The organism is Streptomyces sp. NBC_01317, from assembly GCF_035961655.1.
In the GTDB taxonomy this organism is placed as follows: Bacteria; Actinomycetota; Actinomycetes; order Streptomycetales; family Streptomycetaceae; genus Streptomyces.
Genome location: NZ_CP108393.1, coordinates 7,299,428 through 7,323,292 on the forward strand (window position 1 = coordinate 7,299,428; position 23,865 = coordinate 7,323,292).

Annotated in this window: 13 protein-coding genes; 10 read left to right on the forward strand and 3 right to left on the reverse strand. The window is 72.8% G+C overall.

Going from position 1 to position 23,865, the window contains the following annotated elements; translation table 11 throughout:
- Window positions 1–5: 5 nt before the first annotated feature.
- Window positions 6–572, forward strand: coding sequence for a TetR family transcriptional regulator (locus tag OG349_RS31795; RefSeq protein ID WP_327237864.1), 567 nt, complete (start codon window positions 6–8; stop codon window positions 570–572).
- 64 nt (window positions 573–636) lie between these two features.
- On the opposite strand, the gene OG349_RS31800 is transcribed toward OG349_RS31795, so the two are convergent.
- A complete protein-coding gene (locus tag OG349_RS31800) occupies window positions 637–2,781 on the reverse strand; it encodes an SMI1/KNR4 family protein (protein WP_327237865.1) in 2,145 nt (714 codons plus the stop codon).
- 510 nt (window positions 2,782–3,291) lie between these two features.
- Between OG349_RS31800 and OG349_RS31805 the strand changes: the two genes are divergently transcribed.
- The 3 genes from OG349_RS31805 (at window position 3,292) to OG349_RS31815 (ending at window position 10,109) form a co-directional block, all read left to right on the forward strand.
- A complete protein-coding gene (locus OG349_RS31805) occupies window positions 3,292–4,476 on the forward strand; it encodes a sugar-binding transcriptional regulator (protein ID WP_327237866.1) in 1,185 nt (394 codons plus the stop codon).
- Window positions 4,477–4,728: 252 nt separating this feature from the next.
- Entirely contained in the window at window positions 4,729–8,673 is a 3,945-nt protein-coding gene (locus OG349_RS31810) for a hypothetical protein (protein ID WP_327237867.1), read from the forward strand.
- Window positions 8,674–8,882: 209 nt separating this feature from the next.
- Window positions 8,883–10,109 (forward strand): hypothetical protein, encoded by a 1,227-nt coding sequence (locus OG349_RS31815; protein WP_327237868.1) that lies wholly within the window; start codon window positions 8,883–8,885, stop codon window positions 10,107–10,109.
- Window positions 10,110–10,240: 131 nt separating this feature from the next.
- Here OG349_RS31815 and OG349_RS31820 read toward each other — a convergent pair whose 3' ends face one another.
- The gene (locus tag OG349_RS31820) at window positions 10,241–13,576 is read right to left on the reverse strand and encodes a right-handed parallel beta-helix repeat-containing protein (RefSeq protein ID WP_327237869.1); all 3,336 of its coding nucleotides are present in this window, start codon (window positions 13,574–13,576) and stop codon (window positions 10,241–10,243) included.
- A 95-nt stretch (window positions 13,577–13,671) separates the two neighbouring features.
- Here OG349_RS31820 and OG349_RS31825 point away from each other — a divergent pair, with 95 nt between their 5' ends.
- Window positions 13,672–14,910, forward strand: coding sequence for a S8 family serine peptidase (locus OG349_RS31825; RefSeq protein WP_327237870.1), 1,239 nt, complete (start codon window positions 13,672–13,674; stop codon window positions 14,908–14,910).
- Window positions 14,911–14,984: 74 nt separating this feature from the next.
- Here the strand turns inward: OG349_RS31825 and eccCa are convergent, their stop codons facing one another.
- The gene (eccCa, locus tag OG349_RS31830) at window positions 14,985–18,956 is read right to left on the reverse strand and encodes a type VII secretion protein EccCa (protein ID WP_327238802.1); all 3,972 of its coding nucleotides are present in this window, start codon (window positions 18,954–18,956) and stop codon (window positions 14,985–14,987) included.
- Window positions 18,957–19,248: 292 nt separating this feature from the next.
- Here eccCa and eccD point away from each other — a divergent pair, with 292 nt between their 5' ends.
- The 5 genes from eccD to OG349_RS31855 all read left to right on the forward strand — a co-directional run bounded on the left by eccD (window position 19,249) and on the right by OG349_RS31855 (window position 23,810).
- The gene (gene eccD, locus OG349_RS31835; protein WP_327237871.1) at window positions 19,249–20,646 is read left to right on the forward strand and encodes a type VII secretion integral membrane protein EccD; all 1,398 of its coding nucleotides are present in this window, start codon (window positions 19,249–19,251) and stop codon (window positions 20,644–20,646) included.
- Between the two features lie 27 nt (window positions 20,647–20,673).
- The gene (gene eccB / locus OG349_RS31840; protein WP_327237872.1) at window positions 20,674–22,152 is read left to right on the forward strand and encodes a type VII secretion protein EccB; all 1,479 of its coding nucleotides are present in this window, start codon (window positions 20,674–20,676) and stop codon (window positions 22,150–22,152) included.
- Between the two features lie 382 nt (window positions 22,153–22,534).
- A complete protein-coding gene (locus tag OG349_RS31845) occupies window positions 22,535–22,915 on the forward strand; it encodes a hypothetical protein (protein ID WP_327237873.1) in 381 nt (126 codons plus the stop codon).
- Between the two features lie 79 nt (window positions 22,916–22,994).
- On the forward strand, window positions 22,995–23,315 hold the full coding sequence (locus tag OG349_RS31850) for a WXG100 family type VII secretion target (protein WP_327237874.1): 321 nt from the start codon (window positions 22,995–22,997) through the stop codon (window positions 23,313–23,315).
- 51 nt (window positions 23,316–23,366) lie between these two features.
- Entirely contained in the window at window positions 23,367–23,810 is a 444-nt protein-coding gene (locus OG349_RS31855; protein WP_327237875.1) for a type VII secretion system-associated protein, read from the forward strand.
- Window positions 23,811–23,865: the final 55 nt, after the last annotated feature.

Sequence of the window (23,865 nt, forward strand, 5' to 3'; positions counted from 1 at the left end):
GGGCCATGGCACGCAGCGCGGAAGAGACCCGGCGCAAGATCCTGGACGCCGCGGCGGACGAATTCGCCCGGTACGGCATCGCCGGGGCGCGTGTCGACCGCATCACCACCACGGCGGGCGTCAACAACGCCCTGCTGTACCGCTACTTCGGCGGCAAGCTGGAGCTGTTCGACGTCGTGTACAGCCGCCATGTGGTCGAGATCGTCGAGGCCGTGGACCTGGACCCCGAAGACCTGCCCGGGTACGTCGGGCGGCTCTACGACTACTACGAGGCGCACCCTCACGTCGTACGCCTGGCGGCCTGGCACCAGCTGGAACGGCCCGAGCACGCGCCGCCCCAGGCCGTGCACGACGCGCAGGCCCAGAAGGCCGGGAGGATCGCCCGGGCCCAGAAGGAGGGGCGGATCTCCGCCGACTTCCCCGCCGAGGAGCTGCGCGATCTGATGGTCCTGCTGTCCCTCTCCAACGGGCCGCTGGCCCCGGCCCTGGGCGGCGACCCCGCCCTGCGGCGCGCGACCGTCGTGGCGGCGGCCCGCGCGGTCCTGGAGGCCCGGTCCGGGAACACCGGCTGAGCGCCCGGGGTGCCCTGAGGTCTCCCGTACCAGGCCCAGGCCGCAGGTCAGTCGTCGCCGTCCGTCACTCGTCCTCGAACCCGCTGCGCTCCTCGATGACCAGCTCCGCGAAGGACGCGTACCTCTCGCTCAGGCCCGGGTACCAGCTCGCCCAGATGTACGCGGCCCACTCGCCGTCCTCCGACACGTCCCCCGGGTCCAGCAGCCAGTACTGCGCGTCGCCGTCCTCGGAGATCAGCAGCGCGCGGTCCATCATCGCGGTCTGCTCCTCGAAGCCCTCCTCGCCGTCCATCCGGAGCATCTCCCAGAGGCCGGACTCACTGCGGAACCAGTCGACGGCCTCGGCCGTCCGCATCTCCCACATGAACGGACTGAGATTCAGCCGACCGTCCGAGGTGGCGAGGAACGCGCGATAGCTCGGCGGGAGCCGCGTGCCGAGCCGTTCTTCCAGGGCCGCTATCCGTTCGTCGTCGGCGCCTCCGTAGAGCAGCCGGCCGACGGCTCGCTGCCGGGCGGTGACGCCGTCCGGCTCCTCGTTGTCCGGTACGGCCAGGAAGTCGGCGCTGTGTTCGGCGAGGTAGCCCCGCCACTTCTCGACGGTACGCAGTGCGGCCGCCGGGCCGGACGTGGGTTCCGGCTCCGGCTCCGGTTCCGGGTCGGTGGCGTGCTCGGACCGCGGCTCCGGCCCCTGCTCTCGCTCCGGGGCGGTCGACGCCGACGTGCCCCGGTAGCCGGTCGGGCCCTCGTTCACCCGCTGGTGGTAGCCGGAAAAACCCCGCGGTTCAGGGGCGGACGCGAAGAATCGCACCTGGGAGAGCTGGACATGGCGGGCCCCCGCGTTGCGGGTGATCTCAAGACGGTAGTGGCGGTAGGCCGTGGCCGGGCCCGCGGACAGGGTGAAGCCCCGGGGCTGGTGGCGTTCGGGGAAGCGCTCCCCGGCGCGGGAGTCGAGCGCGACCCACCGCTCGCCGTCGTGCGAACCCTGGAGGGTCCAGTCCTCGGGGTCGCGGTCGCCGCAGTCGTTCGCCGAGGCCAGTATGTAGTGGAGGACGGCGACCGGCCGGCTCAGGGAGAACTCCAGCCAGGCGGTGTGCCCGTCGCCCAGCCACTTGTGCCGGGTGGCGTCGAGGAGGTTACGGGCGATCTCGCCGGCCTCCGTGAACTCATCACTCGCCCGTACCCCGGTCACCAGCCCGGTCACCTCCTCCCGTGGGTCGGGCCCGCCCCTCCGCAGCGCCAACGAGCCAGAATCGCCCGCCCGGTCGTGCCACGTCACCCGCTCGACGGGCGCGCCCCCGTCCTCGATCAGCAGCCGCAGCTCGCCGGAGGCGTGCCAGTCGCCGTCGCCCCGGCTCTCCTCCGTGCGGAACCGGTGCGGGGCCGTGCCCGCGCAGGGGCCGGTGTACGGGCCCTCCGGGAGCGCCGCGCGCTCCTCCAGCACCCCGCGGTACTCCGTGAGCGAGCCGTCGGCGGCGCGGTGGTGCCCGTAGAACTCCGTCCGCGCCGGAGGGAAGGCGACCGCCGCCTCCGCACCGTCCTCGCCGCGCCAGGAGAGCTGTTCCGGAAGTGAGCGCCCGGCACGGTCCAGGTGGACGGTCAGCCGTGGAGCGGGCCGCCAGCTCGCGGACGTGTGGGCGCGGCGCTCGGTGAGGAAGGTGAACACGGCCTCCCCGGCCGCCACTTCCGCCGTCGTACGGTCCGCGCCGCCGGTGACGCGGTCCGCGCCGCCGGTGGTACGGGACGGGTCACTGGTCGTACGTGGCACGTCGCCGGTCGTACGGGACGGGTCCAGCGCGATCCAGTACAGCCGGAGGCCGCCCCGCGCCCCGGCGGGGTGGCGCAGGCGCAGCGTGTTCGTGTGCGGAACCAGAAGCGCGCCGGGCACCGCGAACACCGCCTCCCCGGGCACGACTTCGCCCGACACGGCGGAATCGGCCACGACCGCACGGCCGTTGACCGTGACCTCGATCGGGGTGCCCTCCGGGGACTCGCCGTTCGAGGGGACCAGTGCGGTGACCGTGAGGGCCAGCTCCTCGGGCGTCCCGCCCTCGCCCGGCGGAAAGACGTCGGCCGGCAGGAAGTCGAACGTCGCGCTGCCGCCCGCGTCGATCGCGAGATGGTCCGGCGCGATACGGCAGTTCTCGAACCGGGCCGCGCCGGGGCCCCGGCGGGGCGGATCGGTGGTGAAGTCCGCGAAGGTCGCTCGCACGCTGTGCTCCCGGGATGACGGTCGCAACAACCGCCGAGGTGTCGAAGTAGGGTGAAGGGCAGCGGAGTTGGGCCGCCGACCTGGCCTCGCCGAGCCTAGACAGTCCCACTGACAACGGGGTGCGCGGCGCGGCGCCGGGCCCGTCGCGCCGAAGACGTCCCCCCGACGGCGAGATTTCCGCCTCATGTGGTGCCCCTGTACCCCTGGCGTAACACCAGGTGCGTAGCATCGAACTGATGACCGTGGGGCGGGAGTTGTCTGTGGATCGCACGGGGCGGGAGACGGACCTGGCCGGCCGGGCCCCGGAAGTCTGCCCGCGCGGGCCCGCCGAGGACACGACCGCCCCGATCGTGACCACTGCTCCGCGTGCCGGTCCGATCGCGGGGAGTCGTCCGTGCCGAGCCTCGGAACCGAACTCCCGTGCGACGCGTCCCGCGGAGGACGGCATTCCCGGAGGAGGAGAGACGTGTTAGCAGCGGACAGTACGCCAGGCGCGCACCCTCGTGAGCCGTGGCACGTGACGCCGACCGCGCCGCCGACGGCGATCCGCCCGGGCACCTCAGGGACGGCGGTCGTCCCCTCATGAACCTGGGCGAAGACCGCGAGGCGGAGGCTCCCTTCGCCGCGGTCGACAAACTGCTCGCCGCGTCCGTCGCCCGGCGTTTCTACCTGGAGCACCGGTCGAAGGTCGACATCGCAAAGGAATTCAGGATCAGCCGGTTCAAAGTGGCACGTCTCCTCGACGCCGCGGTGGCCCACGACATCGTCAGGATCGACATCACCGTCCCCGCCGAGATCGACGCCCCGCTCTCGCACGCCCTGGCCGAACGCTTCGGGCTCCGCCAGGCCGTGGTGGTCGATCTGACCCGGAGCGAGGGCGACGCGGTGGCCCCGGGGGACTCGCGCCGCGCCGGCCGGTGGCTGGGGACGGCGGCGGCCCGGCTGATCTCGGAGATCAGCGAGGAGGGCGACGTCCTCGGGCTGGACGCGAGCCGCACGGTCGAGGCGCTCAGCGAGGCGGTCGGGCGGCTGCGTTCCCGCGAGGTCGTCCAGTTGACCGGGGTGCACGGGCCTGACCTGGCCCACGACACGGCGATCGAGGCGGTCCACCGTACCGCCGCGGCCGGCCGGGGCAGGGCCTTTCCGCTCCACGCCCCGTTCGTCCTGCCCGACGCGCCGACGGCCGCCCTCCTCAGGAGCCAGCCGGACACGGCCGAGACCCTGGGCCGGTTCGGCCGGGTCACCAAGGCCGTCGTCGGCATCGGCGCGTGGGAGGCCACGCTGTCGGCGGTGTACGACGCCCTGACGGAGCGGGAGCGCGACACGTACCGCACACTCGGGGCGTGCGCCGAGGTGGCCGGGCACCTCTTCGACCGGGACGGCCGCCCGCTTCCCGGCGCGTTGGACGCCCGTACGATCGCCCCGAGCGCCGGCCAACTCCGGGAGATTCCCGAGCTGATCGGGGTCGCGGGCGGGGTGCGGAGGGCCGGGGCGATCCACGCCGTCCTGAAGTCCGGGCTTCTCACCCGCGTGGTCACGGACGCGGCCACGGCGCGCCGCCTCCTGTGGTACGAGGGCCCGGACGGCGCGGCGCGGAGACCCGACAACACAGCTCGGACGCCGGACGGCACAGCTCGGATGCCGGACGGCACGGCGCGGACGCCGGACGCCCGTGTGGTGGAGAAGGCCACGTGAGAGCGCCGTACCGGACAACCGGGTTCTTGCGTAAGGCCGTTCGCGAGCCGCCCCTCGGGGGGACCCGCCGCGCGGGCCTCCGCCTTCGCTCCTTCCGCCGTACGACGGCCGCCGCCCAGGCCGTGTGACCGACCCGCCACCGAACCAACGAGTAAGGACAGCGATGCCCCAGAGCGACGGCCCGGACGACGGGCCTCCCCCCGTTCCCGCCGAGATCCGCGAGGCCGGCCCTCGGTCACGGGGGGCGGACGCGTGAGCCGTTGGTCATCCGCCCTCCACCGCAGGCGCGGCAGGTCCGCCCCGGAGCGCGCTCCCGGGAATACGGCCGCGTCGCCGGCCGGCGCCGGGCGCCAGGGCGCCGGCGGCGCCCCGCCCGTCGAGGACATCGACGGCCTCCTGCTGGTGCGTTCCGTCGAGGACGACTCGTTCCCGCTCGCCACGCTGGCCGAAGTCGCCCATGCCGTGAGCGTGGACGCGGACATCGTCACGGTGATGGTCGGCTCCGCCGCCGGGGGTGGCCCGGCGGACGACGACCTCTGGACCCGGCTGGGCGCCCTGCTCGACTCCCTGCGCTCGACGGGTGTCGGCCGGGTCCGGCTCGTCATGTCCGGTGCCGGTGACGACCAGCCGGGCCGGCCCTGTGTGGCCCGCAGGATCGCGGACGCCTGGGAGTTGGAGGTGCTGGCTCCCGACGGGGCCGTCCTGATCACCCCCGGGGGCGGGCTCTTCGTCCACGGCGACTCCCGGACGGGCGGCCGCGGATGGTGGCGCTTCGCGCCCGGCGAGGCGCCCAGGAAACTGGGCCCGCGCGCTCCGGCCCCCGCCTGGCAGGAGGCGTTGGGCCGGGTGCCCGCGCGCACGACCGGCGGCTGTGTGGTGGAGCAGATACCGGCTGGCGTGGTGATGCGCCCGGCGGGCGCCCCCACGCCGGACCTCGACGACCTGTGCTTCGCGGTGCCCGCCGACTTCGAACGCCCCACGGTCGTGGTCGGCGCTCCCCGGGCGGAGGACGTGGCGGCCGACGAAGTGGCCGCCGTGCTTTCGGCGTTGCCGGTCGGGCAGCGGTCCCGCGTTCGCCTCGCGCCGGGCGGCCGGCGTGATCTGCTGCGGCTCGGCCACGCGGTCGCCGGTCTGCTGGGCAGCGAGGTGGAAGTCCTCACCGGTCTGCCGCTGCTCGCCGACCACGCACCGCCGGGAACGGCTCCCCGGCCGACCCTGGTGGGCGCCGACGGCGCGCCGAGCTGGCAGCCGTTCGTGTCCTCCGTGACGTGTGGACCCGCCGACGCGGAGGGCAGGTTCCCCGCCCCGCGCCTGCTGGGAAGCCATCCGCCCGCCTGGATCCCGCGCGGCACCCAACCGGGGACCGTCGTGCTGACGGACCGCTGGCAGGCCACGGTGACCCGGGCCGGGCTGGCCCTGTGGGAACGGGACGGCCCCCGGCCGCCGTTGGCGGCGCTGCCTGTGGACCCGGACCGGTGCGCCGTCGAACTGGGCGCGCCGGGAAGGCCGTTGGACAACTCCGTCCTGCCCGCGCTCTCCCGGCTCCTGGCCGGCCTCGGGTCCGACGTCCGCGCGAGGACGACGCTGTTGGTGCGCGGCAAGCTCATGAGCGGGGAGGGCGAACTGCGCCGCCTGGCCGCCGAACACGGTGTACCGGGCATCCGTTACGTCACCGCGGGTCCGCCCCGGGTTCCCGGGCCCGCGCGCCGGCCCGCTCCCGCCCCGCGCCCGGTCGCGGGAGCGGCTCCGGCCGGCCCACCGATGCCTCCTGTACGGGTCTCCTCCTCGTCCGGGCCGACGGGACAGGCGATCGCCACCGGGAGCGGCCCGTCCGGGCAGCCTGCCGGACCGGCGGTCCGGGGCATGGCGGAGGGGGCAGCGGCCACTGCCGCCGGTGCGGCGGGGGGTGGAGCGCCCGGCGGGACTGCGCGGGGCGCCGGAGGCACCTTGCCGCCGCGTGGCGCGGAGGCCGGCGGACGGCGTGACGGTACGTCGGGGCACGGCCCGGTCGCCGGGGCGACGACGCGGGCGCCGGGTGACACCTCGGCGGGTCTGGCGTCACCCGGTCGACCCGTACCCGGCCGTCCCCCGCTGTCCGGCTCACCGTCCGGTGAGGGGGCGGACCACGCCCCCGCACCACGGGCAGGCGAAGCGGTCGCGGGGGCGTTGGGGCACGTACCCGGCGGGCCGGTTGCCGGTACGGCCGGTGGGGACCCCGCTCGCATCGAGCGCCCCGAACGCGAAGCGCCCGCGGGCGAGCGGCCGCCCGCGTCCCCGACCGGACCGGCGCCGGCGGGCACGGACCCGGCCGCGCCCGGTCCGGTCGGGGCGGGGCCTGCCGTGCCGGGCCCGGATGTTTCCGTACCGCCAGCGGGGGCGCGGGTACGGGCACCTGATGCCGTGGCCCCGGCTGAACAGGCTTGGACCGGTCCGGCTGCGTCCGGTCCGGTCGCGGCGGGACCTGCTGTGCCGGGCTCGGATGGTCCTGTTTCACCGGCATGGGCACAGGCGACAGATCCGGCCACGCTGGCTCGGGCCACCTCGGGTCCGGTCGGGGCGGGACCCGCCGTACCGGGCTCGGATGGTCCGGTTCCACCCGCATGGGCGCAGGCGCCGGATCCTGTGGCCTCGGCCGCACCGGCTCGGACCGCTTCGGCTCCCGCCGGGTCCGGTCCGATCGCATCCGACCCGGCGGGAGCCGGACCTGCCGTACCGGGACCTGATGTTCCGGTTCCATCGGCACGGGTGCAGGCGCCGGATCCCGTCATACCGGCCGCGCCGGATCCGGCGGGTACGGCCCCGGCCGCGTTCGGTCCGGCCGCAGCGGGACCCGCCGTACCGGGCCCGGATGGTCCGGTTTCACCGGCATGGGCGCAGGCGCCGGATCCGGTGACCCCGGCCGCTCCGGCTCCGGCGGGTACGGACCCGGCCGCGTCCGGTCCGGTCGGGACGGGGTCTGCCGTTCCGGGCCCGGACGTTCCCGTACCGCCGGCAAAGGCACAGGTACCTGATTCCGTGGCCTCGGCCGAAGGGGCTTGGGCCGGTCCGGTTGCGTCCGGACCGGTCGCGGCGGGACCCGCCACACCGGGAGCGGACGTTTCCGGACCGTCGGCGGGTGCGCGGGTGCGGGCACCTGATCCCATGGACCCGGCCGTGTCCGGTCCGGCTGTGCCTGGGTCTGCCGTTCCAGGGCCGGGGGCTCCGGTTTCACCGGCGCGGGCGCAAGCGTCGGATCCCGTGGCCCCGGACGAATCGGCTCGCGTCGCGTCCGGTCCGGCCGTGTTTGGTCCGGCCGGACCGGGACCTGTCGGACCGGGACCGGCCCCTTCGGTTCCGGACGCCCCGGATCCCGTAACACCGGCTCCACCGGAGCCGGTCCGCCGCGCGTCGGGCCCGTCCGCGGCAACCGACCCGGCGCGATCCGCCGTGCCCCTGCCCTTCTCCCCGGGGCACGTCAGCTCCGTCGCCGAACGTGTCGCGTTCCGCGACTTCGCCGGCTCCGCCTGGGAAGGGCACGCGGCCGCCGTCTCCCGGGTGCTCACGCGGATGCCCGCGCTTCGCGGGCACGAACTGGACGCGGCGCGGACCGATCTCATCGCGGCGCACGCGTATCTGACCACCGAGGAAGGGCCGTTGCACCCGCGTGAGCTGATCCGGGACCTGTGCACGGGCGAAGGGCGCCTGCTGCCCTACGCCGGGTGCCTGGCGTCCGCGCTGCGGCGGCTGCCCTCCTACCGGGGTGTGGCGCTGCGCGGCGGCGACGTGGCCTCGCCCGAGCCCGCCGTCGGCGCCCTGTTGCAGGAGCCGGGGCCGATCAGCGCGCTGGCCAAGCCGTCCGCGCTGCCGGCCGGGGCCACCGTGCGCTACGCGATCTGGTCCATCACCGGCCGCAAGGTGCGTCAACTGCTGGACCGGCCCGCCGGATCCCCGGATGCGTACGACGAGATCGTCTTCGTGCCGGGGACCGGTTTCCGGGTGCTGGCCGTACGGACCGTGCCCGCCGGGCCCTCCGTCGTGCTGCTGCGGGAACTCCCCGGCAACGCGACCGCCTACATGGACGGGGCGGAGGAACTGAGCGGCCTGGACCTCAAGGCGCTCGCGCACCTCGAAGCGGCGCTGGCCACAAAACCGCCCGCCGGCGAGGGCCAGGGCTGGCCGGAACGCTGCGCCGGGCCCGTGGGCCAGGGCGCCGGGTAGGGCGTGCGTCCGAGGGGGATCCAAGACCACCCCGGCGTGCCGGGGTCCGCACCACCGATCACGTACGACAGCAAAGGAAGAATATGACAAATCGTCAAAATCGATCGTCACCGGACGAACCATCGCGAGGGTCCTCCGCCACCGGTAACGGGGACCCGTCGGGCGCCACGGGCGGCCCTTCCATCCGCCGGGCCGTCACTCTGCGGTCCGTGGGAGCCGACCCGGGCCGGCTGCCGACGCCCGCCGCGTCGTCGTCCGCCGCGTCGTCGTCCGCCCCCACGGGGCGTGGCGCGGACGAGGAGGCCGCGGCGGCGACCGTCCCCGTACAGCCGGGCACCACGAGCGGTACGGCCGAAGCGGAGGCGGCGGCGGGTGCCGCCACCGGCGCGGCGGCCACGCGGCAGCAGCCGGAGCCGGAAGCGTCCGCCGGTGCGGGCAGGCGGGCCCAGGCGGCCCAGGCAACCCAGGCGACCCGTACGGGATCGGCCTCGGCCGCGACCGCTCCGGACGCCTCCGCCTCCGCCTCCGCCGCGGCTTCGGCCTCGGCCTCGGGTGAGGCCTCCGGCGAAGGAGCCGGGCGGGGCGACGGGCGGGGGGACGGCGAACCGCCCTCCGGCAACCCGAAGAAGCCCCTCCTCGCGGCCGCCGGCCTCGCGGGTGTGGTCCTCCTGGCGGTGCCGCTGCTGATCTGGGCGACGAACGACTCCGACAAGAAGACGGACACCACGTCGGTGGTCGCCGAGTCCGACACCATCCTCGACGACCAGGCGCTCAACGCGCCGCCGGAGGACTACGCCCCGGCGTCGCCGACGGCGAAGCCGACGACCGCCAAGCCCTCCGTCAAGGCGAAGGCGAAGGCCCTGCCGCCGCCCGAGCCGCTGAGTCCGCCGTCGCCGTCGCCGACGGCGGAGAAGTCCGCGCCGGTGAAGAAGGCGCCCAAGAAGAAGGCGGTGGTCGAGGCCAAGCCGCCGGCCAACACCGCGTCGCTCGCCGTCATGAAGCTGGCCACCCAGAACGCGGGCCGGCACATCTGCTACCGGGCCTACGTCAAGGGCATCGGCTGGCAGGCACCGGTGTGCGACGGCGCGGAAGCGGGCACGCAGGGGCAGAACCGGCCCATCACGGCCCTCAACATCGCCGTGTCCTCGACCAACGGGGTGAACGCCACCCCCTGGACCATGGGGGAGGGCTACAAGGCACCCTGGAAGGGCGCGTCCGACGGCGGCGACCTGTACATCGGGGTCGCGTCGAGCAGCGCCCCGGCCCTGGGCGGCTTCGCGATCAACATCGGCCTGCCCCTGGTGTGCGAGAACGCGTTTGTCACCGACCGGGGATGGCTCGGTCTGAAGTGCGACAACCCCGGCGGCGAGAATCTCATCTTCGCCGGGACCCTGGAGAAGACCCTGGCGCTCCAGGCCATCAGGCTCACCGTGTGAGGCGGGCCGTCACGCGGGTGGGTGGCGGAACGCCGCACACGTGACCGCGAAGGAAGCGCCCGCCGGGTGAACCTTCCCGGCGGGCGCTTCTTTTCACAGCGGTACGGCTCTTCTCGAAGCGGTACGGCGGCTCAGAGCGCCGCTTGTTCGTGCCGCGCCGGGCGCTCCCCGTACGGCAGATCCTCGGGCAGCAGCGTGGTGAGGTCGGCGAGGCTGGGGGACCGGAGTCCGCCGAGCCGGCGCGCCTGGCTGGTCATCATGGTCTCCAGCAGCTGGCGGGCGAGCCGGGCGTTGCCGAAGGACCGGTCCCGGGGGATCGCGTCCACGTGGGCGCGCAGCATCGCGAGGGTGTCGGGGCCGCACTCGTAACCGGACGCGGTGGCGTGCCGGGAGACGATGGTGACCAGTTCCTCCGTGCTGTAGTCCTCGAACTGCACGTACTTGGAGAACCGCGAGGCCAGCCCGGGGTTGGAGGCGAGGAAGCGCTCCATCTCCTCGGTGTACCCGGCGACGATGACCACCACCTCGTCGCGGTGGTCCTCCATGAGCTTGAGGATCGTGTCGACGGCTTCGCGTCCGAAGTCGTTGGACGATCCCTCGGGGGTGAGGGTGTACGCCTCGTCGATGAAGAGCACCCCTCCCAGCGCGCTGGTGAAGACCTCCTTGGTGCGCTGGGCGGTGTGTCCGACGTACTGGCCGACCAGGTCGGCCCTGGCCACCTCGACCAGGCCGGCGCGGGGCAACACCCCGAGCGAGTGCAGGAGTTTGGCGTACAGCCGCGCCACGGTGGTCTTTCCGGTGCCCGGTGGCCCGGTGAAGACCAGATGGTTGCTGATCCTGGGGCTGGGCAGCCCGGCGGCGACCCGCTGCCGTGCGTTGGACAACAGGCTGACCAGATCGGTCACTTCACGCTTCACCGCCCCGAGGCCCACCATGGCAGTCAGCTCCGCCATCGGGTCGGCCGCGTCGTCGCCGCCGCGCGGTGTGCCGTCGACGGCCGCCGCCTCCGCGTCCCCGACGTCCTGCGGCAGCAGCAGGGTCAGGTCGCTCTCGTCTGGGTCGGCCATGGACGCGAGCCGGAAGGACTGACGGTCCACCATGTCCTCGAACACCCCGCGCGCCGCCCGGCCGTTGCCGAAGGACGCGTCGCGCGTCATCCCCTCGAACCGTACGGCCAGCGCCTCGCGCGTCAGCGGTCCCAGCTCGAACTGGTGGCGGTTGCACATGGATTCGGTGATGGTGACGAGTTCTTCCACCGCGTAGTTGCCGAACTCGATGGTACGGGTGAACCGGGAGGCCATCCCCGGGTTGGCGGACAGGAACGACTCCATCTGCTCGGAGTAGCCGGCGGCGACCACGACCACGTCGTCACGGTGGTCCTCCATGAGCTTGAGGAGGGTGTCGACGGCTTCGCGTCCGAAGTCGTTGGAGGATCCCTCGGGGGTCAGGGTGTACGCCTCGTCGATGAACAGCACCCCGCCCAGTGCGCTGGTGAAGGCCTCCGTGGTCTTGATGGCCGTACCGCCGATGATCTGGGCGACCAGATCGGCCCGGGCGACCTCGACGAGGTGGCCGCTGCGCAGGATGCCCAGGTCGGCGAGGATGCTCCCGTACAGCCGGGCCACCGTGGTCTTTCCGGTGCCGGGCGGTCCGGAGAAGATCAGGTGCCGGCTCATCGAGGGGACCGGCATGCCGAGCTTGCGGCGGCGTTCGGCGAGCTGGTTGAGGTTGACCAGGGTGGTCACCTGGTGCTTGACGTTCTCCAGGCCGATGAGCGCGTCCAGGTCGTCCATCGGGGTGCGCGGCGCGGACCCCTTCTCGGACCCGCCCGGCGCCCCGCTCCCGCCCGTCACCTCGGCGGTCTCGCCCCAGCTGTCCGCCGCGCCGTTGTCCGCGCTGGTCAGGTACTCGACCGAGAGGCGCTCGCTGCCCCGGCTCTGCCGCAGGCCCGCCCCGCGGTTGTCGCGCACCACACACCGGTTGAGCTGGACGGGCTCGGCGCTGTCGACCCGTATGCCGTCGCCCGTGCTGCCGGTGATCTCGCAGGAGGTGAGCGAGGCCCGGCCGCCGTGGGACACCTGGATGCCGTGGGCCTTCGAGCCGCTCACCCGCACCCGGTCCAGGGCGAGTTCGCCCTCGTCCCCGACGGTGATGCCCGCGTCGGCGCTGTCGCTGATCTCGCAGTCCCGCAGGGTTCCGCGCCCGCGCTCGCCGATGACCACGCCCGAGCGGGCGGAGGAGCGCAGCGCGGTGTCGCTGATCTCGGGGTCGGCGTCGTCGTCCACGCTCAGCCCGGAGCCGCCCGCGGACTCGACCTCGCAGTGCTCCAGACGGCCCCGGCCGTCGTCGGTGATCTCGATGCCGTGGCCGCCCGCTCCGAGGACCCGGGTGTGGCGCAGCAGCGGGTTGGCGGAGGCGCGGACGTGGATGCCGACCCCGGCCGCGTCCAGGACGTCCAGGCGCTCGAACTCGGCGGTGGAGTGGTCACTGAGGTACACCGCCCCCGAGGTGTCGGCGCAGTCGCTCACCACCGTGTCCCTGAGCAGCGGGGAGCTGCCGTCCACGACCCGCACGGCGGACTGTGCCGAGGTGTGGAAGGCGCACCCCTCCAGGTTTCCGCGCGAGCGGTCGAGGACGAGGAGTCCGCTGTGTTTGGTACGCCGGGTCACGCACCGCCGCAGCAGGGGGTCGGCGCCGCCGGAGATGACGATGGCGCTCTGGGCCGTCGACTCGAAGGTCGTGTCCTCGATCTCGGGGCGGGAGAGGCTGCTCACGAGCAGGCCCACCGACGTGTGGTGGACGGTGGAGCGCAGGACGCGGGTCGAGCTGTGGCCCTCCAGGGCGATGGCGGGCTTGTCGGTGCCGGAGATGTCACAGCTGTCGACGGTGCCGCCGGCCTCGCCGCTGGCGAGGATGCCGTTGGCCCGCGCGCCGCGTATCCGGCAGTCGCGGACGAGGGGCCGGGCGCTCTCGCCGATCACCACGGCGGAGGTGCCGAAGTTCTCGAACACGCAGTCCTCGATGATGCTTTCGGTCTCCGAGGAGTCGACGACCCCCGCGCCGCCGGGATTGCCGACACGGCAGCCGCGGGCGGCCAGCGAGCCCTTGCCCCGGACCAGCAGCGCCGCCCATCCCGCGCCGCTCACGGTGCAGCCGTCGAGGGCGGCCTGGCCGGCCGGGATGTCCACGACGGGCAGTTCCTTGTCGCGTCCGCGCAGGGTCAGACCGCTGAGCATGACGGCGTCGGCCATGAGACTGATCGCGCTGCCCGCGCGCGGGCAGATCTCGACCGTTCCCGGCTCGCCCTCGGCAACGATCGTCACCCGGTTCCTGATGACCAGGTTCTCGGCGTACCGCCCGGGGCGCACATGGATCACCGCCCCGGTGCGCGCCTGGGCCAGTGCCTCACCGATCGTCGGGAAACAGTCCGGCCGTTCCGGGCAGACCGTGAGTATGTGCCGTGCCACGCGCCTCGAACCTCCTGGTATTGCTGGGTCTTTGGCCTGCCCTGTGCGTGCGCCTGAGTATGGCATGCGCATACCATGTGATAATGCGAAGCACCATGAAATACAGGTATGCGGGCCTCGTGCTGGCTGTCGCGGTCATCCTGCCAGTCACCTGCGGGCCCGCCTTCGCCACGCCGGGCGGGTCGTTCGGTCCCGGCGCCGACGAGCCGGTCGCCACGCTGCTGCCCCCGCTGCCGCTGCGCCTCGGCGAGGGCAACCCCTGCACCGAGCCCTCCAAGGAGACCGCCACCGGGGCGGCCTGGTCGCAGAAGGCGCTCGGGCTGCCGAGGGCCCAGCGGATCTCCGAGGGGGCCGGGGTGACCGTCGCGGTGATCGACACCGGGGTCGCCTCCGGTGTGCCCGGCCTGTCCGGCCGGGTGACGGCGGTCGACGGGGCGGGGGAGGACTGCGTGGGACACGGCACCTTCGTGGCCGGTCTCATCGCCGCGGCCCCGCAGAAGGGCAGCGGAATCACGGGAGTCGCCCCGAAGGCCGACATCGTCGCGCTGCGGGGGACCGACGAGCGCGGGGTGCCGTCGCCGGAACTGGTCGCCCTCGGAATCCGGACGGCCGTGGACCGGAAGGCGCGGGTCGTCTACGTCGGGCACGCGCTGCGTACGGGCAGGGAGGAGATCACCGACGCCGTCGCCTACGCCACGGAGCACGACGTGCTGGTGGTCGCCCCCGCCGCCCCGGACGCCGTGCCCAAGGAGGAGCGCGGGCCCGGCAACTCCATGCCCAGAGGCCCCTATTGGCCGGCCGCCGCGCCGGGCGTCCTCGCCGTGGTGGACTTCGGGCCCACCGGCGTACGGCAGGAGAACGCGCCGCCCGCCCATGAGCCGGACCTGTCGGCGCCGGGCAGTTCCATGGTCGGCGCCGGGCCGGGGGGACCCGGCCACTACATCGGGTCCGGGGCCTCGCTCGCCGCGGCGGGGGCGGCGGGGACCGCCGCTCTGGTACGGGCCTACCGGCCGGAGTTGACCGCCCGGGAGGTCGCGCGCCGCCTGCTCGCGACCGCCTACCCGTCGGACACCCCCCGCCTCGATCCTTACGCCGCCCTGTCCCTCGTACAGGAACAAGGCGCGTCCGCGCGGGAGGCCGCCGCGGAGGCCGTACCCGCGCACCTGCCCGAGCCCGCCGACCCCGGCCCCAGGAACCGGGCGCTGGCGATCGCGGGCGGGGGACTGGCGCTCGTCCTGCTCGTGGGAGGCGCGGCCGCGGTGATCCCCCGTGGCAGGGCCAGGAGTTGGCTGCCGCCCGGCCGCCGCCCGGACAGCACTCCGCCGGCCCGGTAACGTCCGTACGGCCCCGGCGGCCCGGCCCCCCGAAGGGAGCAGGCCGCCGGCCGCCGCGACACGCCTGGGGGACATCAGCGCTCGTCCCCCAGCGGGGTCTGGATCTGGAGCGTCTTGCGCCGCGCGATGCGCACGGCCCGCCCGGGGATCAGCTCGCGCCCCTTCACACTGCCGAAGAGATACCCCTCGCTCGGCGGGCACGACATCAGCAGGCCCGGTGTGTTGATCTCCAACAGCCGCCGCAGCAACGCCTCGTTGAGGCCGCGCCCGGCGCCGGCCGAGGAGCGGGCCACGACCATGTGCAGGCCCACCTCGTGGCCGAGCGCGAGATGGTCGAGCAGCGGGGCGAACGGCTGCGCCATGGGACCGCTGCCGATCATGTCGTAGTCGTCGACCAGGATGAACAGCCGCGGCCCCGACCACCAGTCGGCCAGCCTCATCCGCGACGGGGCGATGCTCTCCCCGGGAACGCGCTGCCTGACCGCCCTCGCCACCCCGTCCACCAGGTCCTTGAGGATGTCCATCGACACCGCGTGACCCAGGCGGTACGCCTCCGGGACGGCCTCCACCAGCTCCCGCCGGTAGTCCACCGTCATGATGCGGGCCTCGGCCGGGGTGTACCGCTCGGTGATGCCCTTGGCGACCACCCGCAGCAGGTTGGTCTTGCCGCACTCGCTGTCACCCACCACGATCATGTGCGGGTTCTCGGAGAAGTCGTGCCACACCGGGGCGAGTTCGTTCTCGTCCAGGCCGATGGCGATCCGCAGCCCGTTCTCGCCCACGGGCGCCGGGAGTTCGGCGACGGGCAGGGCGGTCGGCAGCATCCGCACCCGGGGCGCCGGCGGGCCCGTCCAGTTCTCGCTGATCGCGGCGACCAGCCCGGCGACACCGTCGGCGAGGTCGTCGGCGTCCTCGACCCCGTCGACGCGCGGCAGCGCCGACAGGTAGTGCAGCTTGTCGGGGGTCAGGCCCCGGCCGGGGCTGCGCGGGATCGTCGCCGCCTTGCGGGAGTCGATCTGGGAGTCCATCGCGTCACCCATGCGCAGTTCGAGACGGGTGCCGGTCTGGTCCCGTACGGACGACGACAGTTCCACCCACCGGCCCGTGGTGATCATCAGGTGGACACCGTAGTTGAGGCCGCGGGCGGCCAGCGCGTTGAAGGTGGGAAGGTGCCGGTCGAAGTCCTGGCGCACCGTGGACCAGCCGTCGACCACCAGGAAGATGTCGCCGTGCGGTTCATCGGGGAACTCGCCCGCCGCCCGCCGCCTGCGATACGTCGGCATGGAGTCGATGCCCTGTTCGAGGAAGAACCGCTCCCGCTTACTGAGCAGCGTACTGACCTCGGCGATCGTACGGCCCACCCGCTCGGCGTCCACCCGCGCCGCCACCCCGCCCATGTGGGGCAGTTCGTCGAGGGCGGCGAGGGTGCCACCGCCGAAGTCCAGGCAGTAGAACTGCACTTCCCTCGGTGTGTGGGTCAGCGCGAGCGCGGTGATGAGGGTCCTCAGCAGGGTGCTCTTGCCGCTCTGCGGGCCGCCCGCGATCGCCACATGGCCTCCCGCCGCCGACAGGTCCACCGTCAGCAGATCACGGAGCTGGTCGAACGGCCGGTCCACCACACCCACCGGGACGGTGAGCCGGCCCCGCAGCGGCCAGTCGGCCGTGGTGAGGCCGAAGCGCGGGTCGGGCGCCAGCGGAGGCAGGATCTGGTCCAGACTGGCCGGCGCGGACAGCGGCGGCAGCCAGACCTGGTGGGCGGGCGGTCCCGAACCGCGCAGCCGGTCCAGCGCCACCGACAACAGCGTCTCGCCGTTCTCCTCGTCGCCCTCCGGCTCCTCCTCGCCCCCGCCGGACACGTCCGGGTCCGCCGGCGCGCGCGGCACCACCCACTCCGCCGTCCACGGCACCACCTGGCGGGCCACCTGCGCCTGCACGACGGCCCGGCGGCGCTGGTACGGCCCCGAGACGTAGGCGGCACGGAACCGCGTCAGCGCGTCCACCCCGCTCTTCAGGAAACCGGCGCCCGGCTGGGCCGGCAGTTCGTACGCGTCCGGCACCCCCAGCACACCCCGGCTCTCCATCGCGGAGAAGGTGCGCAGACCGATCCGGTACGAGAGATGGCTCTCCAACTGGTGCATGCGGCCCTCGTCCAACCGCTGCGAGGCGAGCAGCAGATGCACCCCGAGCGAGCGCCCGAGCCGGCCGATCATGACGAACAGCTCCATGAAGTCGCGGTGCGCGGACAGCAGTTCGCTGAACTCGTCCACCACGACGAACAGGCTCGGCAGCGGCGCCAGCGGGACACCGGACTGCCGCGCCTTCTCGTACTCCAGGGCCGAGGTGTAGTTCCCGGCGGCGCGCAGCAGTTCCTGACGGCGTATCAGCTCGCCGTGCAGGGCGTCCTGCATGCGGGCGACCAGTGACACCTCGTCGGCGAGGTTGGTGATGACCGCGGAGGTGTGCGGCAGTTCGTCCAGACCGAGGAAGGTGGCACCACCCTTGAAGTCGACCAGGATGAAGTTCAGCGTCTCCGAGGAGTTGGTGAGAGCGAGGGAGAGAACAAGGGTGCGCAGCAGCTCGCTCTTGCCGGAACCGGTGGCCCCGATGAGCATGCCGTGGGGACCCGTACCGCCCTGCGCGGACTCCTTGATGTCCAGCTCCACGGGCCTGCCCTCGCCACTGACCGCGATGGGGACGCGGAGCCGGGCGCTGCCCGTGTACCGCTCCCAGAGTGTGGCCGGCTCGTGCTGGTGCAGATCGGGGATGTTCAGCAGCGCGGTCAGCTCGACGTCGTCGGAGAACGGCTTGGAGTCGTCGCCGCCCATGCTCATCCGGTACGGCGCGAGCAGCCGGGCGAGCGCCCGCGCCCCCACCGGGCCGAACTTGTCGGGCCTTCCCAGCACCGTCGACTGCTCCTTGCGGTCGCGGTCGGTGCGGACCAGCGCGACGCTGTCCTCCTCCACCTCCAGGCGCAGGGTGGTGCGCCCGGGCTTCCAGGTGAGGGCCCCCGTGATGTCGAGGACGACGGCGTTGCGGAACCCGGGGCCGTCGAAACGGTGGCCCGCCGGCAGGGCGCAGCCGTCGATCACGATGACCGTGTACGGCTCCTCCCGCCCCGGGGCCGCGTCGGGATCGGCGCCCGGACGCTCCTGGAACTCGACACCGAGCAGGTTCTCCAGCTCGTTGAAGGCCGAGGTGATCATCCGGGTCGGGCCCGCGCCGTCCTCCTCGTACCGGTGCAGGCTGTGCGGGAGCCACTTCGCCCACTCCCACTCCGACCGCCGCTCGTCGGACACGCACAGCGCGATCCACAGGTCGTCGGGCGAGTGGAAGACCGCCAACTGGCCGAGCAGGCCGCGCACCAGGCCGCGTATCCGCTCCTCGTCCCCCCGGAACAACACCTTCGACCAGGCGCGCAGATAGATCGCGATGGGCTGGTCCCGTACCGTCGAATAGGCCCGGGTGAAGCTGCGCAGGGCGTGCGCGGACAGCGGTTCCAGATCCTCGACGGGCTTGGTGGACAACGGGATCAGCTTCATCGCCAGGCGCTGGTCACCGACGGCCATCCGGACCTCCGCGAAGTCCTCGTCGGACGTGCGGCGCTCCCACAGCCGCGACGTCCGCACGAAGGACGACAGCGCGTCGGGCTCGGGATGGCGCCACGCGAGCGCGCGCTGCTGGTCGACGATGGAGGCCCGCACCTTGCGCCGCGTCTGCCGCAGATAACGCAGGTAGTCGCGGCGTTCGCCCTTCATCCGCTGCTTGCGGTCGGCGTTGCGCTTCATCACCTGACCGATCATCATGCCCGCGGAGGCGACCACCATCACACCGAGCGCGATATAGATGAATCCGCCGCTGGACTTGGCCATGCCGGGCCGCATGAACATCAGCATCATGGACACGGACATCAGGGCCATCGGCAAGTAGGTCCACACCGCGGAACTGTCCGGGACCACTTCGGGAAGCGTCGGCGGCTCCTGAAGACTCAGGTCTCCCGACGGCGATTCCGGACCTCTACGGCGTGCCGGCCTGCGGAACAGGATCACGCTCAACGAATGGCCTCCTGTGCGATTCCGAACAATTCCATGAAAACAGCGCGGGACGGTCCGCCTTTACCGGAGTTCACCCGGTCTTCACCGGAGTTCAGCCGATACCGGGGTTCACCGGAACGACGGGCGCCCATAAGGCATTCGAAGTCGGCTGCCGGAAGGGCGAGTTGCCTCGCAATGCGGATGAAGTAGAGTCTCGCGCGATGCCGCCGGTTTCCCCAATGGGCTCGTCGGCACCCACACGCCCGACTTCCTGTCACATTCAGCGGAAAGCGTGAAACCCAAGCCCATGACAGAAACCCAGACGGCGAATCTGTGCCGCGTCACCGTACGCGCTCCGACGAGGATCATCGACCTGGCGGTGCCCTCCGACGTCTCCGTAGCCGACCTGCTGCCCACAGTCATCGGTTACGGAGGCGAGGACCTGGAGGAATCCGGCCTGGAGCACGGTGGTTGGGTGCTGCAACGTCTCGGCGGCCCACCGCTCGACCCCGAGAGTACCTTGGACTCCCTCGGCCTGCGTGACGGCGAGGTACTCAGTCTGCGGCCGCGCGCCGAGGCGCTCCCCGAGGTCCATCTCGACGACCTGGTCGACGGCATATCCACCACCATGCAGAACCGCCCGCACGGGTGGAGCCCGGTGGCAGGACGGCGCCTGCTGCTCGCCCTGGCCGCCGCCACCCTCACGCTGGGCCTCGTGCTCCTGGGCCTGCCGGGCTCCCCCGGCTGGCTGCGGGCGCTGGCGGCCGGGGCCGCGGGACTGCTGCTGATCGCCGGGGCCGGCTCGGCCGCCCGGGCCGTCGGCGACTCCGGGGCGGGCTCGGTGCTCGGCCTCATGGCGGCCCCCTACTTCGCGCTGGCCGGATGGCTGTTGCCCGGCGGGGAGTTGGGCGGCGCCGGGGGCGACGCGGTGCTGGGGGCACGGCTGTTGGCGGCCTCCGCCGCCGGCGGTGGCGCGGTCGTGCTCGCGCTGGCGGCGGTCGGCGTGTACCCGGCGCTGTTCCTCGGCACGGCCTCCGTCGCCGTCGCGGGCGCGCTCGGGGCCACCCTGATCATCATGGACCTGGCACCGGACCAGGCGGCCAGCGTGGTGGCCGTCGTGGTGGTGCTGTTCGGCGGCTTCGTCCCCTCGCTGTCGTTCCGGCTCTCCGGGATGCGGATGCCCCCGCTGCCCACCAACGTCCAGCAGTTGCAGCAGGGCATCGACCCGTACCCCGCCTCCGACGTGGAGACCCGCGCCACCCTGGCGGACGGCTGGATGACCGCCTTCTACGCGGCCATCGGCCTGATCTGCCTGCCGTGCCTCGCAATGCTCGTGGCCGACCCCGACCTCCCGGGCATCCTCACCGTCGTCGCCCTGTCGCTGTTGCTGCTGCTGCACAGCAGGGGACTGGGCAACGTCTGGCAGCGGCTCGCCCTGACCACCGCCGGCGCCTGGGGCTCGGCCCTGCTGCTGTACGGGGCGGCCCGGGCTCTCGACCCCACGGACCGGCTGACCCTGACGGCCGGTCTGCTGGCCCTGGCCGCCACGATCACCATCGCCTCCTGGACCGTGCCCGGGCGGCGGCTCCTGCCGTACTGGGGACGCGCGGCCGAGCTGCTGCACTCCCTCGCCGCCATCAGCATGCTGCCGCTGATGCTCTGGGCGATGGGCGTGTACGGCACGCTGCGCGGCATCAACGGCTGATCCGGCTGATCGGAAGAACGGGCAACCATGCACAGCAAACGGGACCAAGTACAGGCGCACCTCTTCGTGATGGGCAGGCTCGCCTCGGCCATGCTGCGGGCCGAACCCGACGATCCGGAGAGCCCCCTGGGCCGGACCAACCGCGGCGCCGCGATCGGCGTGCTCATCGCCGTGCTGGTGTGCGCCGGGGCCTTCGTCTTCGGGCTCATCAAGCCCGGCGGGAACGACTCCTGGCGCACCGCGCAGAACCTGATCGTCGACAAGCAGACGGGCGCCCGCTACCTGTACCTGGACGGACGGCTCCGCCCCGTACGGAACTACGCGTCCGCCCAGCTGATCACCGGCGGCGCCCTCGCCGTCACGACCGTCGGCACCGGCTCCCTCGCCGGCACCCCGCACGGCACACCCGTCGGCATCCCGGACGGCCCCGAGGCGCTGCCCGGCACCGGCGACCTGGACACCAAGCCGTGGCTGGTGTGTTCCGGCCTCCTCCCGGGCACGTCGGGCGGCGCCACGGCGACCACGACGCTCGCCGTCGGCACGGACGAGCCCGGGGACGTACCCGGCGGGCGCCGACTGGCCGACCAGGAGGGCCTGTTGGTCGCCGGGCCCGGCTCCACCACCTACCTGCTGTGGCAGGGGAGCAGGCTGCGCCTCGACGGGCGCGGGCACGCGGCGCAGGCTCTCGGGTACGGCAACGTCACGCCCCGCCCGGTCGCCGCCTCCTTCCTCGACGCCTTCCCCCAGGGACCCGACCTCGCGGCGGCCGAGGTGCCGGACCGGGGCGCGAAGGGACCCGACCTGGCCGGCCGCGCCACGAGGATCGGGCAGCTCTTCCTCGTCGACGTCCCGGGCTCCGCCGCCCGCTACCACCTGCTCCAGAAGGACGGCCTGGTCCCGCTCACGGCCACCGGGGCGGCGCTCCTCATGGGCGACCCGGAGACCCGCGCGAAGGCGTACGAAGGCAACGCCGTACGGGTCGCGACGCTCGGGGCGGACGCGCTGACCGGGAATCTCGCCCCCCGCTCCGAGGACGCCGTCGTGAACCCGGCGCGGCTGCCGGAGAAGCCGCCGAGGCCGGTCGAGATCGCCGTCGGCTCCGTCGCGTGCGCGGACGTCGACTCCACCCCGGGCGGCGTACGGGTGGGTACGTCCGTACTGCCCGAGCACGCGCTGCCGCAGGTCGTGCAGCCGCCGGCCCCGGAGGTCGTGCCCGCCTGCCTGAAGGTCGACGCGATCGCCGTACGGGCCGGAAAGGGCGCGCTGGTCAGGGTGGTGGGCGCGGGCGGCAGTGCGCTGGGCGACACCACGTACCTGGTGACGGACGAAGGGGTCAAGTACCGCCTGCTGTCCCAGGAAGGGGTGAAGGCGCTCGGGTACGAGGGCGTCGAGGAGCGGACGATGCCGTCGCCACTGCTGGCCATGCTGCCGAGCGGACCCGACCTCACTCCGGAGGCGGCTTCTTCCGGAGAAGGGCGCGTGACACTGCGGTGTCCGGAGATGTAGGGGCTATGGCGGAAAAATCGCCCCGCGGAGACTGTTCGGACGGGCAAACTTTTGGATTCCCCGCAGTGGCCCCGTGTGAAGTCCGCGTGTCCGGACGCGTCGCTGAAACGGGGTCAATGACCGTTATCTCCGGCCGGAATCCGGCCGCCGCTCAGGTGAGCGGCCCGCATTCCGGGCCCCTGCTCAATCGAGCATTCGGGGGCAAGGCCCGCTCCGCCGCGGCGGGTTGGGTGGCAATTGCCAAACAACTTGCCGCCTGCTTAGCATCGGGCCACCCCATGTCCCTGTGAAGCGGGGTGTGTTCACAGGGCCACCTTGTCTGCCCACAGGTGGTGCGGGGGTCCACAGGTCGGTGAATTCCGCCGGAAGGAAGTTCTCTCTCATGGCCATGCAGCAGTCCGAAGAGCACGCGACACGCAACGGAATCATGGCGCTGGAGACGGCGTTCAGCGGTGTCCAGCGGTGCCAGCAGGACGTCCAGACCACGGCGGGCACCCTCGCCTCCAACTACGGTGGTTCGGACGGCGGAAGCTTCAAGCGGTTGCTCGAACAGTGGGACGGGCACGTCGACACGATCCTGCTCAATCTGGACCGGATGGTGGACGAGCTCAACTCCACCCTCACCGAACACGGCCTGGCGCAGGGCTCTTCGAGCGAGGCGATCGACCAGGAGTACTCCAGGTCCACGGCCGTGTTCGACGAGCTCAACGGGTACAACAGCGGCCCGAACGGCGTCGCGGGCGGTACCAACCCCAACGCCTGACCGTCACGGGCCGGCCCACCGGCCGTGATCGCACACCCACCGCACACTCACCGTACACGCGGCGAATCGAGGGTTTCTGATGGATTTCACCGACGGTTACATCTACATCGACTACAACCACGCCGAGGGCGCGGCGGACAACATGGTCACGCAGTCCCAGTCCATCATGAGCGTCCTGGAGAACCTGGAAGCGGAGCTGACCGAGCTGAAGAACAGCTGGATCGGTGACGACCGGGACGTCTACCAGGACGTGCAGGCGAAGTGGGACGCGGCCGTCACGAACATCCGGACGCTGCTCGCCAATCACTCCACCCTGCTCACGGACATCTCCGGCAGCTACCGGCACACCGAGCAGAACCTCTCCCAGCGGTGGTCGGACATCAGGATCGGCGGTCGCTGACCGGTCGTCGGCCGGACGGCACGGTAGGGAAAAGGGGAGGGGAAGGGCGACATGGCCGAGGTCACGGTCCTTGACAGCGCGTTCCTGAAGAAGTTCATCAGCGACCACATCGAGCCGTTCGTGGGGACCCTGGAGGGGATCGTCAAGTACAGCCCGACGGAGGGCGAGGCGATCTCGTACATCGCCGACGGCAGGTCGACCACCACGCTCAGCACCACGAAGCCGCTCATCATCGGCAACATGGCCGCGGAGAAGGAGGGCGCCGGGGGCAAGCTCAACGGGGTCATCCAGGCGGAGGCGGTCGAGATCGTCCGCATCATCGAGGAGCAGACCGTGCTCTTCGAGGACTTCGAGGAAGCGCTGCGGGAAACGATCAAACAGCTGGAGAAGACCCAGGGGGCGACCCTGCAGGGCATCACCCCGGAAGAGTTCATGGACGTGTTCGAAGACGTCGACAGTGACCTCGGCGGATCCGGCGGCGAAAAGGAGGACTAGGGCCTGTCCCAGGGCTCCTTCCCCCACCTCTCGTCCTCAGTTGCCCCTCCACGAC